Origin of the sequence: Bradyrhizobium sp. RDM12 (assembly GCF_051917485.1) — a bacterium.
Lineage (GTDB): Bacteria > Pseudomonadota > Alphaproteobacteria > Rhizobiales > Xanthobacteraceae > Bradyrhizobium.
The window spans coordinates 783014-799244 of the sequence record NZ_CM133064.1; the positions used below are offsets into that span (position 1 = coordinate 783014).

At 64.1% G+C, this 16231-nt stretch carries 10 protein-coding genes and 3 pseudogenes; 9 read left to right on the forward strand and 4 right to left on the reverse strand.

Annotated elements, in window-relative coordinates:
- The first annotated feature begins 23 nt into the window (after positions 1-23).
- The 5 genes from ACTGJ9_RS03775 to ACTGJ9_RS03795 are packed head-to-tail and all read left to right on the forward strand — an operon-like array spanning position 24 to position 5252.
- On the forward strand, positions 24-899 hold the full coding sequence (locus ACTGJ9_RS03775; protein WP_456675986.1) for a branched-chain amino acid ABC transporter permease: 876 nt from the start codon (positions 24-26) through the stop codon (positions 897-899).
- The gene (locus ACTGJ9_RS03780; RefSeq protein WP_456675987.1) at positions 896-1894 is read left to right on the forward strand and encodes a branched-chain amino acid ABC transporter permease; all 999 of its coding nucleotides are present in this window, start codon (positions 896-898) and stop codon (positions 1892-1894) included. The genes ACTGJ9_RS03775 and ACTGJ9_RS03780 overlap by 4 nt, the downstream gene beginning before the upstream one ends.
- Positions 1891-2634, forward strand: a complete 744-nt coding sequence (locus ACTGJ9_RS03785) for an ABC transporter ATP-binding protein (RefSeq protein ID WP_456675988.1) — start codon at positions 1891-1893, stop codon at positions 2632-2634. Before ACTGJ9_RS03780 ends, ACTGJ9_RS03785 begins: the two co-directional genes overlap by 4 nt.
- A gap of 12 nt (positions 2635-2646) precedes the next feature.
- Complete coding sequence (locus tag ACTGJ9_RS03790; RefSeq protein WP_456675989.1) at positions 2647-3384, forward strand: ABC transporter ATP-binding protein; 738 nt, start codon at positions 2647-2649, stop codon at positions 3382-3384.
- Complete coding sequence (locus ACTGJ9_RS03795) at positions 3381-5252, forward strand: bifunctional sugar phosphate isomerase/epimerase/4-hydroxyphenylpyruvate dioxygenase family protein (RefSeq protein WP_456675990.1); 1872 nt, start codon at positions 3381-3383, stop codon at positions 5250-5252. The genes ACTGJ9_RS03790 and ACTGJ9_RS03795 overlap by 4 nt, the downstream gene beginning before the upstream one ends.
- A 197-nt stretch (positions 5253-5449) precedes the next feature.
- Here ACTGJ9_RS03795 and ACTGJ9_RS03800 read toward each other — a convergent pair whose 3' ends face one another.
- The gene (locus tag ACTGJ9_RS03800; protein ID WP_456675991.1) at positions 5450-6622 is read right to left on the reverse strand and encodes an ABC transporter substrate-binding protein; all 1173 of its coding nucleotides are present in this window, start codon (positions 6620-6622) and stop codon (positions 5450-5452) included.
- Between the two features lie 313 nt (positions 6623-6935).
- On the opposite strand from ACTGJ9_RS03800, the gene ACTGJ9_RS03805 reads away from it, so the two are divergent.
- Positions 6936-8201: an NAD(P)/FAD-dependent oxidoreductase gene (locus ACTGJ9_RS03805; protein ID WP_456675992.1), complete on the forward strand. Its 1266-nt coding sequence runs from the start codon at positions 6936-6938 to the stop codon at positions 8199-8201.
- Positions 8202-8323: 122 nt separating this feature from the next.
- Here ACTGJ9_RS03805 and ACTGJ9_RS03810 read toward each other — a convergent pair whose 3' ends face one another.
- Together ACTGJ9_RS03810 and ACTGJ9_RS03815 are read right to left on the reverse strand one after the other, a co-directional pair.
- Complete coding sequence (locus ACTGJ9_RS03810) at positions 8324-9478, reverse strand: ABC transporter substrate-binding protein (protein WP_456675993.1); 1155 nt, start codon at positions 9476-9478, stop codon at positions 8324-8326.
- 68 nt (positions 9479-9546) lie between these two features.
- A pseudogene (locus tag ACTGJ9_RS03815) lies at positions 9547-10754 on the reverse strand (cytochrome P450).
- An 83-nt stretch (positions 10755-10837) separates the two neighbouring features.
- Here ACTGJ9_RS03815 and ACTGJ9_RS03820 point away from each other — a divergent pair.
- Positions 10838-11341, forward strand: a complete 504-nt coding sequence (locus ACTGJ9_RS03820; protein WP_456675994.1) for a MarR family winged helix-turn-helix transcriptional regulator — start codon at positions 10838-10840, stop codon at positions 11339-11341.
- A gap of 311 nt (positions 11342-11652) precedes the next feature.
- Here ACTGJ9_RS03820 and ACTGJ9_RS03825 read toward each other — a convergent pair.
- A pseudogene (locus ACTGJ9_RS03825) lies at positions 11653-13552 on the reverse strand (feruloyl-CoA synthase).
- Positions 13553-13679: 127 nt separating this feature from the next.
- Here ACTGJ9_RS03825 and ACTGJ9_RS03830 point away from each other — a divergent pair.
- Together ACTGJ9_RS03830 and atzF are read left to right on the forward strand one after the other, a co-directional pair.
- Entirely contained in the window at positions 13680-14195 is a 516-nt protein-coding gene (locus tag ACTGJ9_RS03830) for a MarR family winged helix-turn-helix transcriptional regulator (RefSeq protein ID WP_456675995.1), read from the forward strand.
- A gap of 207 nt (positions 14196-14402) precedes the next feature.
- A pseudogene (gene atzF / locus ACTGJ9_RS03835) lies at positions 14403-16207 on the forward strand (allophanate hydrolase).
- Positions 16208-16231 lie beyond the last annotated feature (24 nt).

The following is a 16231-nucleotide window of genomic DNA, read 5'->3' on the forward strand; positions in this document are numbered from 1 at the left end:
GCTCTAACGATCAAAGAGAACCCATGTCCAATCTGTTCGATCTTTTGGTCGCGGGACTGGCTACCGGCGCGATCTATGCGCTGGTCGCGGTTGGCTTCACGCTGCTGTGGCAGACCTCGCAGACCATCAATTTCGCACAAGGCGAGTTCGTGATGCTGCCTGCGTTCTTGATGCTGGCCGCGATGCATGCCGGCGCGCCGTTCTGGCTGGCGATCATCCTTGGCATCCTCCTGTCGATGATCCTGCTTGGGCTGGCCTTCAAGATGCTGCTGGTCGATCCGATGATGCGCCATGGCGTCCTGCCGCTCGCAATCGCGACCATGGCGCTGGCGATTGGGATCAAGGAGGCCGTCAAGCAGTTGTTCAGCGCGGAGGCTTCGCCCTTTCCGTCGATCGTTCCGACCGGCGACATCTCCATCTTTGGCCACGCGGTCTCGCTGCAAAGCATCGGCGTGCTCGTCGTCGCCGTCGTTGCCGTATTCGGCCTGACGACACTGCTCAATCGCACCTCGCTCGGCCACCAGATGCAGGCGGCAGCCCAAAACCCGACGGTGGCGCGCATCATCGGCGTGCCCGTCGAGCGCATGATCCTGCTGACTTTCCTGATCAACGCCTTCCTGGTCGCGTTGGCCTCGCTGCTGATCACGCCGATCTATCTCGCAAAGTTTTCGAGCGGTGAAGTGCTGGGCCAGGCTGCCTTCATTGCCGCGATCGTCGGCGGCTTCAACCAGGTGCGCGGCGCGATCGCCGGCGGCCTGTTGATCGGCGTGCTCGACAACCTCGCGGCATCCTATGTCTCGACGCAATATCGTGCCGCCGTGCCGCTGATCTTCCTCATCGTCGTCATCCTGTTCCGGCCGCAAGGGCTGCTTGGCCGCGCCGAGGAGCGCACGGTATGAGCGGCTTCGCCAAACCCTTGAAGATCGCGCTCGGCCTCATTGTCATTGCCGGCCTGATCGTCATCCCCATGAACTTCAACCGCTACGGCCTGTTCATCCTGAGCCAGTGGGCTGTGATGACCATCGCCGCGATGGGCCTCAACCTCACGCTCGGCTATGCCGGGCAAGTTTCGCTGGCGCAGGGCGCTTTCGTCGGCATCGGCGCCTATGCGGCCGCGATCATGACGACGCATGGCTGGCCGCTGCCGGCCGCGATCCCCGTTGCGATCGTGCTGAGCTTCGGCGTCGGCTGGGTGCTCGGCTATCCCGCGCTGCGCGTGCAGCACCACTACCTTGCCTTCGTCACACTCGCCTTCTCGACCCTGGCGTTCCTGGTGTTCCGCAACGAGAGCTGGCTCACGGGCGGCATCTACGGCATCTCCAACATTCCGCGACCGCACTTTTTTGGAATCGCGACCAACAAGCCGCTGCCGTTCTACTATGTCTGCCTCGGCTCACTCGCGATCGTGTCCGTCGCCGTGTGGTGGCTAATCCGTTCGCCCTGGGGCCGCGCCTTCATGGCGCTGCGCGAAAATCCGCTGCGCGCCCAGTCGCTCGGCATCGATACCCGCCGCTACACGCTGATGGCGTTTGCGATCGGCTCGGCGCTCGGCGGCGTCGCCGGCGCGCTTTATGCGCCGCTGACGCAATATATCGACCCGGTGCCGTTCAACCTGTCGCTCTCGCTCGATCTCCTGATGATGGTGATCGTCGGCGGCGCCGGCTTTTATTTCGGCCCGTTCCTCGGGGCAATGATCGCGGTGCTGCTGCCGGAATGGCTGCGCTTCACGGAAGGGTATTATCTGATGCTCTACGCGATCGCGGTGATGGGACTTCTGATCTGGTCGCCGACGGGCATCCTGGGAATCCTCGATCGCCATCTCGCCGAGCGCCGCACCAAGGCAGCCTCCGCGCTGCGCGCCGTCGCAAAATCCCGGCTGGAGACGGCGCAATGAGTGCGGTCCTCGAGGTCACCGACATCAAGAAGAGCTTTGGCGGCATCACAGCGGTCGATGGCGTCTCGTTCGATGTCCGCGAGGGCGAGATCCTGGGCCTGATCGGTCCGAACGGATGTGGCAAGTCGACCTTGTTCAACTGCATTCTCGGTCAGCTCACGCCATCAGGCGGCGAGGTCAAGCTCGACGGCAAGGTCGTCACGGGTTTGCGCCCCTCCGAGCTCAACAAGCTCGGCGTCAGCCGCACCTTCCAGCTCCTGCAAGTCTTTCCTAAGCTCTCGGTGCGCGAGAACCTGATCCTCGCCGGGCAAGAACACCAAGGCAGCATGGCCTCGCGTCTGGTCGGCCGCTCCGATGCCGGACTGACTGGTACCGCCGACCAGATGATCGGCTTCTTCAAGCTCGATCATCTCGCCGAGGAACCTGCCGGCGGCCTCTCCTACGGCCAGCAGAAACTGCTCGACGCCGCCATGGCCTTCATGGGCGGCCCGCGCCTGGTGTTGCTCGACGAGCCCGCCGGCGGCGTCAATCCGACGATGCTGTCGGACCTGAAGGAACGCCTGGTCGCGATCAACCGCGAGAGGAACGCGACCTTCGTCGTGATCGAGCACAACATGGAGTTCGTGATGTCGCTGTGCTCGCGGGTGATGGTGATGGCGGAAGGCAAGGTGCTGGCGATGGGGCGGCCGGACGAGGTCCGGAAAAACCCCGGCGTGATCGAAGCCTATCTCGGACATTAGGGAGAGCGAACCATGAGCGATCCGATCCTCTCGGTTCACAATCTCGTCGGCGGCTACGGCAAGATGACGATCCTGAACGGCACGACATTTTCGGTGCCGCCGGCGACGATCACCACGATCATCGGCCCCAACGGCGCCGGCAAATCCACTGTGTTCAAGGCGATCTTTGGCCTGCTGAGGCTGCGCGAGGGCAAGATCAATTTTGCCGGCCGCGACGTCACCAATTTGAGCCAGCGCGCACTGCTCAACGCCGGCATCTGCTACGTGCCGCAAGGCCGCAACATCTTTCCGGAACTGTCGGTCCGCCACAACATCGAGCTCGGCGGTGTCGCCGCAGGCAAGGGCATCGACCTGCCGACGCGCATCGCGGCCGCGCTCGACCTGTTCCCCGCGCTGCGCCGCAAGTCGGCGCAGCAGGCCTCGACGCTCTCCGGCGGCGAGCAGAAGCAGCTCGAGATCGCCCGCTCGCTGCTGCTCGAACCCAAGCTCGTGCTGGTCGACGAGCCCTCGATCGGCCTGTCGCCGCTGATGGTGCAACAGACCTTCGATATTCTGAAGAGCCTGCGTGACGGCGGCGTCACCATCCTGATGATCGAGCAGAACGCGCGCTCGGCGCTGGAGATCTCGGATATCGGCATTGTGCTCGAGCTCGGCCAGACCCGCATGGTCGATAAGGCTGAACGAATTTTAAACGATCCGCGCATTGGGCAATTGTTCCTGGGTGGCGCCATGGAGGAGAGTGCGGCATGAACAAGCGCTCCATTGCAACAGTCTCACTCAGTGGGGCCCTCGACGAAAAACTTCGCGCCATCGCATCCGCCGGCTTCGACGCGGTCGAGATTTTCGAGAACGACCTGCTGTCGTTCGGTTCCGGCCCGCGCGACATCGCAAATCTCTGCAGGGACCTTAACCTCGAGATCTGCGCATTCCAGCCTTTCCGCGATTTCGAGGGCATGCCGGAGCCGCAGCGCTCGCGCAATTTCGCCCGCGCCGAGCGGAAGTTCGACCTCATGCAGGAACTCGGGACCGAGCTGCTGCTGATTTGCTCCAATGTCTCCCCTAGCTCGCTCGGCGGCATCGACCGCGCCGCCGATGATTTTCGCGAGCTCGGTGATCGCGCCGCCAAGCGCGGTTTGCGCGTCGGCTACGAGGCGCTGGCCTGGGGCCGGCAAGTCAACGACTACCGCGATGCCTGGGAGATCGTGCGGCGCGCCGATCATCCCGCGATCGGCGTCATCCTCGACAGCTTTCACGCACTGGCGCCGGGTTTCCCGGTGCGGGCCATGGCCTCGATCCCCGGCGACAAGATCTTTCTGGTGCAGTTGGCCGACGCGCCAAAGCTCGAGCTCGACATCCTGTCGTGGAGCCGGCATTTCCGCTCCTTCCCCGGTCAGGGCGATCTGCCGGTCGGCGAGTTCATGCAGGGGATCGCAGCGACCGGCTATTCCGGACCGTGGTCGCTGGAGATCTTCAACGACCAGTTCCGCGCCCGTTCGGCGGCCCAGACCGCGGTGGACGGCCTGCGCTCGCTGATCCTGTTGCAGGACCAGCTCGCCCCGGATTGGCCAAAGCTCGTCGGCGAGTCCCTGGCGCCGAAGGCCAAGAGCAGCGGCACGGGCTTCATCGAGTTCGCGGTCAACGAGACCAAGGCCGGCGAGCTCGCGCATCTGTTCTCACAGCTCGGCTTCCGCAGAAGCGGCAAGCATCGGAGCAAGGCGGTGGAGCGCTGGTCGCAAGGCAAGATCGAGCTCGTGATCAATTGCGAGACCGACGGCTTTGCGCATTCGCATTACGTCACACACGGTCCCGGCGTTTGTGCCATCGCGCTCGACGTCGACAATGCGGGCCTTGCCATGCAGCGAGCGGAGACGCTCAGGGCGCGCACCTTCTACCAGCCGGTCGGACCGGGCGAGCTGGAGATCCCCGCGATCCACGGCGTCGGCGGCAGCCTGCTTTATTTCCTCGACCAGGCCGGCAAGAACTGGGACACGGATTTTGCGCCGGTTGCGAGCGATACAAGCGCGGACGCGCTGCTCGCCATCGACCACATCGCGCAGTCGATGCCTTATGACGAGATGCTGTCCTGGCTGCTGTTCTACACCGGCATCCTCGATCTCAAGCGCCTGCCGCAGATGGAAATTGCCGACCCCCGCGGCCTGGTGCAGAGCCAGGCCGTCATCAACGCGAACCAGAGCCTGCGCTTCGTGCTCAACGGCTCCTCCGCCAACCGCACGCTGCCGGCGCGTTTCATCTCGGAGTTTTTCGGCTCAGGCGTGCAGCACGTCGCGTTCGCGTGCGAGGACATCTTTGCCACCGTCGCCGCGATGCGCGCCCGCGGCGCGGACTTCCTGGATATTCCGGATAATTACTACGACGACATCGAAGCCAAATACGACCTCGCGCCCGAAATCATGGCAAAGCTTCGCGCCAACCACATCCTCTACGACCGCGAAGGCGACGGCGAATTCTTTCAGGTCTACACGCACATCTTCGATGAGCGGTTCTTCTTCGAGATCGTCGAGCGACGAAGCTATCAGGGCTTTGGTGCGGCAAATGCCGGGATCAGGCTTGCAGCGCAATCCCGCGAGGTGCGGCCGACGAGCATGCCACGGGTGTAGGCTCTATCCACGCCGTCATTGCGACCGCAGCGAAGCAATCCAGAATCCCTCCGCCGAAAGACTCCGGATTGCTTCGCTGCGCTCGCAATGACGATGAGGAGATAGTGCGGAATACAGCGGCAGGATCACCTGTCGAGGGAGCCCTCACCCCACCCTCTCTCCGTAAGAACGAAGAGAGGGAGAGGAAATTGTTCAGCTCACTTCATCGTGCACTTGTCGTGGAAGCGATCCTGATCGTTCTCGACGATGGTCGCCATCGTCTTCAGCGAGAGCTGGCCTTCGGCGTCCTTGACCACGTCCTGCAGGTAGAAGCTCTGCACCGGGATGTGGTTGTTGCCGAATTTGAACGGGCCGCGCAGCGACTTGATGTTGGCCTTCTCCATCTCGGCCTTCATCGCGTCCTTCTTGCTGGTGTCGCCCTTCACCGCGACCACCGCGCTATTGATGAGCTGGGCCGCGTCATAGGCTTGGGCGCCGTAATAGGTCGGACGGAGGCCGGTGTACTTCTTGCGGTAGTCGGCGACGAAACGCTTGTTCTGTTCGTTGGGAAGGTCATTGACCCATTCTTGCGCGCCGGGCACGCCGAGCGCGTTCTCCTTCTGCAGCGGCAGCGACAGCTCGTCGACCGTAAATGCCGTGTAGAGCGGCATCGTGCTCTTGAGGCCGGCCTGCGCATATTGGTTGAGGAACTGCACGCCGGCCGGACCGGGATAGAACACGAAGATCGACTCGGCGCCCGAGGCGCGTGCCTTGGAGAGTTCGGCGGAGAAGTCGAGCTGGCTCGGCCAGACCGTGTATTCCTCGCCCTTGACCTCACCCTTAAACGTGCTCTTCACGCCCGCGAGCATGTCCTTGCCGGCCGCGTAGTTGGGCCCGATCAGGAACACGCTCCTGACGCCCTTCTGGTTCATGTAAAGGCCCATGGCGGCGGGCGTCTGGTCGTTCTGCCAGGAGGTCGAAAACACGTAAGGGCTGCATAACTCGCCGGCGAGTTGCGACGGGCCGGCATTGGCGGAGATCAGGAAGGTCTGCGAATCCACCGCGGTCTTCAGCGAAGCCAGCAGCACGTTCGACCAGATGTAGCCGGCAAGGAAATCGACCTTGTCGGATTGCACCAGCTTCTCGGTCTTCTGCTTGCCGACGTCAGGCTTCTGCCCGTCATCCTCGTAGATCACCTCGACCGGCTTGCCGTCCATCTTGCGGCCCATGTGATCCAGCGCGAGCTCGAACGAGTTGCGCATGTCGTTGCCGATCACGGCGCCCGGGCCGCTAAAGGTCGAGACGAAACCGATCTTGATGGTGTCGCCGGCGAATGCCTGATTTGCCAGCACCAGCGCCGCTGCGCCCGCCAGCCAGAATGCCGTCCTCATAACTCACTCCCCTCCTTATTATTCATCCCGGAAACGGAGTGATCGCCGCCCCAGGCCTGTCTCTATTGAATGCAAAATCTGTCGGGCCACCAATGGCTCAGCGTCCGCCCCTGCACCATATTTCGCCCCAAACGGCGATAGCAAGAAATATAATGCTACTTACTTCGGCCAAGGCCGGTCCAAGGCTGCGGCGCATTTTCGCGGGGAAGGTCGATACGCCGAGCCTATTCCGCGATTGATGACAGCTATTGGACCACGGCACCCGATCCGCACTTAAATGAAGACAGAGAGCAGCGAGATTCGAGGGTACAGCATGACCACGACACCGCATCGCGTCGTCATCGTCGGCGCCGGCTTCGGCGGGCTGGAGACGACCTACCGGCTGGCGGGCGCGCCGGTCGAGATCACGCTGATTGACCGCCGCAATCATCATCTGTTTCAGCCGCTGCTCTACCAGGTCGCGACCGCTTCGCTCGCGACCAGCGAGATCGCCTGGCCGATCCGCCATCTCATGCGCGACCGGCGCGACGTGACGACGCTGTTTGCGACCGTCAGCGGCGTCGATGCCGCCAGACGCTGCGTGCTGATCGACGACGGCAGCGAGGTGCCTTACGACACGCTGGTGCTCGCGACCGGCGCGCGCCACGCCTATTTCGGTCACGACGAGTGGGAGACATGGGCGCCAGGGCTGAAGACGCTGGAAGACGCCACCACGCTGCGCCGTCACATCCTGGTGGCGTTCGAGCGCGCCGAGCGCGAAACCGATCCGGCAAAGCGCGCGGCGCGGCTGACCTTCGTGATCGTCGGCGCGGGTCCCACCGGCGTCGAGCTTGCCGGCACCATCGCCGAGATGGCGCACCACACGCTGCCAAACGATTTCCGCAACATCGATACCACCAAGGCCCGCGTCGTGCTGATCGAGGCCGGACCGCGCGTGCTGGCAGGCTTTCCGGACGACCTCTCGGCCTATGCGCAGGCCTCGCTGGAAAAGATCGGCGTCGAGGTCGTACTGGGGCAAGCCGTCACCGAGATCAATCGCGAGGGCGTGGTGTTCGGCGGCAAGCTGCTCGAGGCAAAGACACGAATCTGGGCCGCCGGCGTACGCGCGTCTCCGGCTGCCGAATGGCTGGGCGCACCGGCCGATCGCGCCGGCCGCGTGCAGGTCGAAGACGATCTCACGATCCCCGGTCATCCCGAGATCTTCGCGATCGGTGACACCATCACCATCAACGCCTGGGAGGGCAAGCCGGTGCCCGGCATCGCACCGGCCGCCAAGCAGCAGGGCCGTCACGTGGCCGAGACGATCAAGGCGCGGCTGCGCGGCGAGAGCAAGGGAGCGTTCCGTTACAAACATTCCGGCAGCCTCGCGCAGATCGGCAAGCGTCTCGCGGTGATCGACTTCGGCCGGATAAAACTGCGCGGCACGATCGCATGGTGGATCTGGGGCATCGCCCACATCTACTTCCTGATCGGCCTTCGCCACCGCCTGAGCGTGGCGCTGAGCTGGCTCTGGATCTACGCTCGCGACCAGCGCGCGGCGCGATTGATCACGCAGGGGAGCAGCAAAGTAGTGGGGTGATGCTCTCATGTACCGGGCGCGGCGCGGCATGAAATGACGCGACGCAGAGCCCGGACCCAGCGTTATGGGCCCCAGCTCTGCAGTGCAGCGCTACGCGCCGCACTGCGTCCGGGGCACGAGAGCTACTTCACCAGCTCGCACCCACCCTTCGCCATGGGGCGAAACGCCCGCTCCGCTGGGATCGTCGAGACCAGTTCGTAATAATCGTATGGATATTTCGACTCCTCCGGCTTCTTCACCTCGAACAGATACATCGGGTGCACGACGCGGCCGTCCTGGCGGATCGCGGTGTCGCCGAACAGTCTGTCCTTGCCTCTAAATTTCTTCATCTCGGGCACGACGTCCTTGGCATTGTCGCTGCCGGTCGCCGCGACCGCGTTGAGATAGGCGAGCGTGGAGGCATAGACGCCGGCCTGGTTGCCGCTCGGCATCTTGCCGTTCATGCCGGGCCGCGCAGCGAAGCGCTTGGCAAACGCACGGGTGTCATCGTTCATGTCCCAGTAAAAGGCTTCCATGAGCTGCAGGCCCTGCGCCACCTTGATGCCCATGCCGTGAACGTCGTTGATGAAGAGCAGGAAAGCGACGAGCTTCTGGCCACTCTGCTGGATACCGAACTCGGCGGCCTGCTTCACGGCGTTGATGGTGTCGCCGCCGGCATTGGCAAGGCCGATCACCTGCGCTTTCGAGCCCTGCGCCTGCAACAGGAACGAGGCGAAGTCGGAGGTGCCGAGCGGATGCTTCGAGGAGCCGAGCACCTTGCCGCCGTGGCCCTCGATGTATTTCTGCGCTTCCGCCTCGATGCCCTTGCCGAGCGCGTAGTCGACCGTCAGAAAATACCATTCCTTGCCGCCGCGCGACATCATCGCCGCTGCAGTGGTGTTGCCGGTCGCCCAGGTGTCGTTGACCCATTGGATGGTATTCGGCGAGCAGGCCTTGCCGGTGAGGTCCGCGCTCGCGGTCGACGACGCCAGGAAGGTCATGCGGCTATCGCGCAGCAGCGTGTTGATGGACAACCCGACCGCCGAATTCGGCACGTCGACGATAGCGTCGACGCCTTCGACGTCGAGCCATTTGCGCGCGATGGCGTTGCCGACATCGGCCTTGTTCTGGTGATCGGCATAGACGATCTCGACCTTGATGCCCTTAGCGCCGCCATTGAAATCCTCTGCCGCCATGCGCGCGGCCTCGACCGAGCCCATGCCATTGGTGTCCTGAAAAATGCCCGAGATGTCGTTGAGCACGCCGATCTCGAACGACGTTGTCAGAGATTTCGGCACTCGCCGCTCCGCTCACGAGGGTTGCCGCCAATGCGAGCGTCCACTTCAGATGTTTCATGATCTCCCCCTTAGGCCGGCGTGATGGCGACCGGCAGGCTGTCGAGCCCGCGCAGCGTGTTGTTGAAGCGGCGCTTCGGCTCACCCGTGATCTCGATCGTCGCGACACGACGCGCCAACGCCGTGAGCATGGTCTCACCCTCCAGCCGCGCCACGAGCTGGCCGACGCACATGTGGATGCCCGAGCCGTAGCCGACATGGCCGGAGGTTCGGCGAGTGATGTCGTAACTGTCGGGCTTGTCCCAACGGCGCGGATCACGGTTGGCGGCCGCGAGAAACATCAGCACTTTCTCGCCTTCGCCGATCTTCGCGCCTGACAATTCGACAGCGCGCGTGGTGGTGCGGAAGAAGGTCTGCACCGGGCTTTCGAAGCGCACGGCCTCTTCAAAGGCGTTGCGGGCGAGCGTTAGATCGCTACGCAGGCGCTGCCATTGATCGGGAAAGCGAGCCAGGCAATAAACGGCGGCACCGATCCCGTTGACCGTGGTGTCGAGGCCGGCCGACAGCAGCGAGCGCACCAGCAGCGGTGCCTCCGTCGCCGTGATGGCACCCTCGTCGACATGGGCATGGATGCAGGCGCCGATGCCGCCCGGCGTCAGGTTGTCGCGCTGGCACTGCGCGGTGACGTAGGCCTGGTGCGGCGCCGAGCGCGCGATGGCGTCCTGGCGCAACTGGTTCGGCGGTCCGAAGGCGTTGAACACCAGGCTCGCATAGGGAATGAGATGGTCCCGGCCTTCCGGCTTCAGGCCGAGCGCATCCGGGAAGATCGAGAGCGGGTAAGCTTCCGCAAGATCGGCGATGGCATCGAAACTGCGCTGCTCGATCAGCGCGTCGACCCGCAGCTCCGCCGCCGCCGCAAAACGGTCGCGCAGTCCCTTCATCACGGTCGGTGACAGCACCTTCGACAGAACGGCGCGGGTGCGGGTGTGCTCGGGAGGATCGGCCTCGAGGATCAGGCTCGGCGGCCGCCACGGCGCCTCCTTCTTGAAGTCGGACAGGCCGACGCCGCGGCTGGAGCAGAACGTCGCGGGATCGTTCAGGACCGCATGAACCTCGCCATAGCGCGCCACGCCATAAAGCTTCCACTTGTCGAGATAGACGACCGGCCCCGTCTCGCGCAGCAGCTCATGCGTGGGATAGGGGTCGGCAAAAAAATCATGTCGAAGGGATTGACGTCGAGATGCGGAACGCCGTTCGTGGTCGAGCCGGATGCACTCATGAGGGGCCTCCCTCATTTTGATCTTGTGAAAGGGCGGCGCTTGCCCTTAGGTCTGTGGGCACGCCGCGAGACAGATTTCCGATATGCCGCCTTCGACCAGATCCCGCCAAAAGCCTGCGCCCGCTGAATTCGGGCCGACGCTCGATCTCGATCGTTACGTCCCGGCGTTCATCACCTTTATTGCCAACAAGCTCTCGAACAGCGCGACCGCGTTCTATCAGCGGCAGTTCGGCGTCAACGTCACGGAGTGGCGGATCATGTCGCTGCTGGCGATCGAGCCCGGCATTCCCGCCTCGCGCATCTGCCACGTCATCGGCTTCGACAAGGGCCCGGTGAGCCGCACGCTTGCCGGCCTGGAGAAGCGCGGGCATGTGTCGATCCGCACCGATCCGAACGACGGCCGCACGCATTCGATCTCGCTGACGGCGAAGGGCCGCACCACCCACGACAAGGTGATCGTCGCGGCGTTCGAACGGGAGCGGCGTCTGCTGTCCTGTCTGAGCAAGGACGAGCGCGAGGTACTGATCGATCTGTTGCGCCGGTTGCACGAAAATCTGGGCGCAGTGACCGGCGGCAGCGAGGCCTGACGGACCACGCGCCGGACGCAACCCGGTCTCACCTTCAGGCATGCGCGGGTGTTTACCCGCGACACCCTCTCTGCCGAGCATCGTTTCCTCCGAGCCGACGCGGCGGTTCCTCCGCCGTCATCCTTGTCGGGAACAGGTCCCACAGTTTAGTTGCTTAGGCAACAAAAAAATCCTCCGGAATATACTGCAGATTGGCTGACGCATTGGGACTGCTCAGCTCTCGTGTCCCGGACGCGCTGCAGCGTGGAAGCGCTGCTGCGCAGAGCCGGGACCCATGCACTATGAGAGATGGGCCCCGGCTCTGCAGCGCATCACTGTGTGCTGCGCTGCGTCCGCGGCACGAGAGCCGCTATAGCTTCAGTCGCTACAGCCCCGATCCACTCACCCGATGCATCATCATTCAGCCGCGCCACGGCATCTGCACGCCGCGTCAGCACCGCGCGCTGATTGATGTAGCCCTTATCGGTGATCTCGCCGCCATCGACCGACGGCGGCTCGGCGAGCAGCAGCGCGCGGGTGGCGTGGCCGGAGGAATTGGCGCCCTGCTGCTTCAGTCTTGCGAGACCCTGCGCCAACGTGGTTCTGACCTTGTCGTGCGCCAGTACGTCATTCACATCTGCAGTCTCGGCCAGACCAGCATGAGCCCGGCAGACCGCGACGTTCGGGAACACCAGAAACCGCACCTCGTCGCCACCATGGCCGGTCACGACGATATCCTGCGCCAGCGGCGCGAGCGTGGCGATGCCGGCGACGCGCAGCGTACCGACGCTGACCCAGGTGCCGGAATTGAGCTTGAAATCTTCCGCAACACGGCCGTCGAAGAACAAGCCGCGCTCGGGACGTTCCGCATCGGCAAGCTTCACGGCATCGCCGATGAGATAAAAACCTTCCTCGTCAAAAGCCTGCCTGGTTAGCTCGGGCGCCTTCCAGTAGCCCGGCGTGACGTTGGAGCCGCGCACACGCACCTCCAGCTTATCGCCGGCAGTGACGAGCTTCAGCTCCGTTCGGAATCGGCACGCCGATATTGCCGGAACGCTCAGCCAGGAAATGGCAGTCGGTCGCCAGCGGCGACGTCTCGGTCGAGCCCCAGGCCGAGACCATCGGCATTGCACGGCCAACAGTCTTGATCGAAAGCTCTTCAAGCGCGTCCCACAGGTTTTGCGGCAATGCTGCGCCGGCATAGAAGGCGAACCTCACCTCGCGGAAGAAGCGGCGGCGCAGCTCCTCATCGCCGCGCAGCGCCGCGATCAGCATGTCGAAGCCGCGCGGCACATTGAAATAGACCGTCGGCGTCACGCTTTTGAGGTTCGCAAGCGAGGTCGCAAACAGTCCGGGCGCGGGCTTGCCGCCGTCGATATAGAGCGAGCCCCCATTGCGCAGCACGAGGTTGAAATTGTGGTTCGCGCCGAAGGTGTGGCTCCAGGGCAGCCAGTCAAGGATGACGAGATCACTGCTCTGCTCCAGAAAGGTCCAGGTCTGCGCCTTGGCCTGCTGGCTCGAGGTCAGCATGCGCTGGGTGTTGATGACCGCCTTGGGCGTGCCGGTCGAGCCCGAGGTGAACAGGAATTTTGCGATCGTGTCCGGCGTTACCGCAGCGAAGGCCTTTGCGACGCCCGGCGTCTCGCCCATTGCCGCGATGGTGCGGAAGGCAAGCGCATCGGCATCGCCAGCATTGCCGCTGATGATCTGCGCCTTGTGCAGCGGCTTGATCGCCGCGAGCGCTGCCGCAAACGGCTTTGTTGCGGAGACATAGATCGCGCCCGGCTCGAGCAGTGCGATCATGCTCCTGAGCTTTTCAAAGTCTTTCGACATCAGCGAGTAGGCCGGCGAGATTGCGGCCGAGGGCACACCGACATGCTGGGCGGCAAGCGCCAGCAACGCATGGTCGATGCTGTTGTCGGAGAGAATAACGACGGGACGCGCCGTGCTGAGCTCCTGCGCCAGGATCCAGGACGCCGCGGCGCGTACACGCCGCAGAGCACCCGCGTAAGTTACGGTGGCCCAGGGCGTATCGGCGCTGTCTCGCTCGGCGAGGAAGACCGCATCCGGCGTCTGCCGCGCAAAATGCTCCAGCCAGTCGCCGATGCAGCGCGCGCAGTCGCGCAAGGGCTCCAGCGACCGCAGCACGATGCTGCCATCGGCGCGATGCTCGGCGACAGTCTTTGGCGTTGCGAACAGGTTCGAAGCGTCACCGCGAGTGGCTGACGTCATGGTTTCCTCCCTCGCCCATATCCGGGACCGGCCGCAGCCTCGTTCTGGGCCGCTTTGGCCATAATCGTGGGCGGGACAATTGTTGTCGTCAACAACAATCTTCCGTTGGGTCCGTCGAGGCGCTAAGGTGACACGGCAGGAGACACGATGTGACAGCCGGCGCAGCCCAGACTTCCCCCGCAAACGCACCGGCAATGGCGCGGCGCGGCGGATCGACGCGGACGATATCGGGCTGGACACGCTGGTTGGCCACGCCGGCTATGCCGTGCGGCGCTTCCAGATCTGGGTCTTTCAAGACTTCATCAAGACTCTCGGCGACGTCGACATCCGGCCAACGCAATATTCGGTGCTGACCGTGATCGGCGCCAATCCCGGCTTGTCGCAGATGGCGGTGGCAAAACGCCTCGGCATCGAGCGTGCCAGGCTGGTGCACCTGCTCGACAGCCTCGAGCAGCGCAAGCTGGTGAGGCGGATCAAGTCGAAACAGGACCGGCGCTCGCATGCGCTGCATCTCACCGGCCAGGGACAGACGGCGCTGGCCAAATTCAAGCGGCTCGCCGCGGAGCACGAGCGGCATGTCGAGGAGAAGATCGGCAAGGCCAACCGGGAGCAGCTGCTTCAGATCCTCGCCGGCTTCACCTGATCCGGACTGCCCATGATTTGGGCAGTTGCCCGCAGCAGGGCCCTCGCCCGGCCGCCCAAATCGATAATCGAGGCGCCCCGCAAGCTCCTGATCTTTCGATGGTATCCGGAGCGGCCGCGTTGCCCGGATAATGTACACAATGGCACATCGCTTGCTTCATTCCGGGTGAAGACAAGTTGCCGGAGTTTTATCGCCATGAAGGCTGAAATGGGGACTGAGCAGCCTGAAACGGTCGCCGCGATTGTGGCCGCACATCGCGCGGGCACGATGACGCCGGCGCAGACGGTCGCGCGGACGTATCAGCGCATTCGCGACCACAATGATCCCGCGATCTTCATCAGCTTGCGCGACGAGAAGGATGCAATGGCGGAGGCCGAGAAGCTCGACGCGAACGATGCCGCCCGCCTGCCGCTCTATGGCGTGCCTGTTGCCGTGAAGGACAATATCGACGCGCTGGGCTTTCCGACCACGGCGGCCTGCCCGGCCTTCTCCTATGCGCCGGCGCACGACTCGACTGCGGTCGAGCGGCTGCGCGCGGCCGGCGCGATCATCATCGGCAAGACCAATCTCGACCAGTTCGCAACCGGTCTCGTCGGCGTGCGTTCGCCCTATGGCATTCCCACGAATTCGATCCGTGAGGATCTCATTCCAGGCGGATCGAGCTCGGGCTCCGCTGTGGCGGTCGGCGCAGGCCTGGTGCCGTTGTCACTCGGCACTGATACGGCCGGCAGCGGCCGCGTGCCGGCCATGCTCAACAACATCGTCGGGCTGAAGCCGAGCCTTGGCATGATCTCAGCCGCAGGTCTCGTGCCGGCGTGTCGCACGCTCGACTGCATCTCGGTGTTTGCGCTGACGGTGGACGACGCCGCGCTCGCGCTGTCGGCGATGGCGGGTCCCGATCAGGCCGATCCGTTCTCACGCGACCGGCCGCTGGGCCCGATCACGCCGTTCCCGACAAGTTTGCGCTTGGGCGTGCCGCGCAAGGGGCAGCTGATCTTCTTTGGCGACAGCAAGGCGGAGGCCGCTTACGGCGGAGCCCTGAAGCGCTGGGCCGCGCTCGGCGCCGAGCTGGTCGAGTTCGACCTTGAGCCGTTCTATGAGACGGCGCGGCTGCTCTATGAAGGGCCTTGGGTCGCGGAGCGCTATCTCGTGATCAAGAATCTGCTCGCCTCGGCCCCGGACTCGATTCATCCGGTGACGCGCGAGATCACCGCGGCCGGCGCTAGGCTGACGGCGGCGGAGACCTTCTCCGCGCTCTACCGCCTGCAGGGCCTGCGCAAGATCGCGGAGCGCACTTTTGCCAATATCGACGCGCTGGTGCTGCCGACGGCGCCGACTGCCTATACGACCGCGCAGGTGCTGGCCAATCCGATCGAGCTCAACAGCCGACTCGGTACCTACACCAATTTTGTGAATCTGCTCGACCTCTGCGGCCTCGCCGTGCCGGCGTCGATGCGTGCGGACGGCATTCCGTTCGGCATCACGCTGCTGGCGCCCCCGGTCGCGATGCGATGCTTGCGAGCATCGGGCGCGTGTTCCATGCCGATACGAAGTTGACGCTTGGTGCGATGGGCGTGGCGCAAGCGCCGCTTGCGGCGCTCGCCACAAGCAGCGGCGACGAGATCCCGATCGCGGTGGTCGGCGCGCATCTCTCCGGCATGGCGCTGAACGGCGAATTGAAGGCGCTGAATGCAAAGCTGATCGAGGCGACCAAGACCGCGCCGGACTACGCGCTCTATGCGCTGAAGACCACGCCGCCGAAGCCGGGCCTGCTCCGCGTCGAAACCGGCAAGGGCGGGTCGATCGAACTGGAGATCTGGTCGCTGTCGTCATCGGCGTTCGGCAAGTTCGTCAACGCGATCCCTGCGCCGATGGCAATCGGTACGGTCCGGCTCGCGGATGGCCGCAGCGTGAAGGGGTTTCTCGTCGAGCCGGAGGTGCTGGGCGAGGCGCGGGATATCACCGCGTATGCCGGTTGGCGGAAGTTTATGGCGGAAGCGGCCACGACGTAGGTGCTGCAGGGTAGGCAAAGCGAA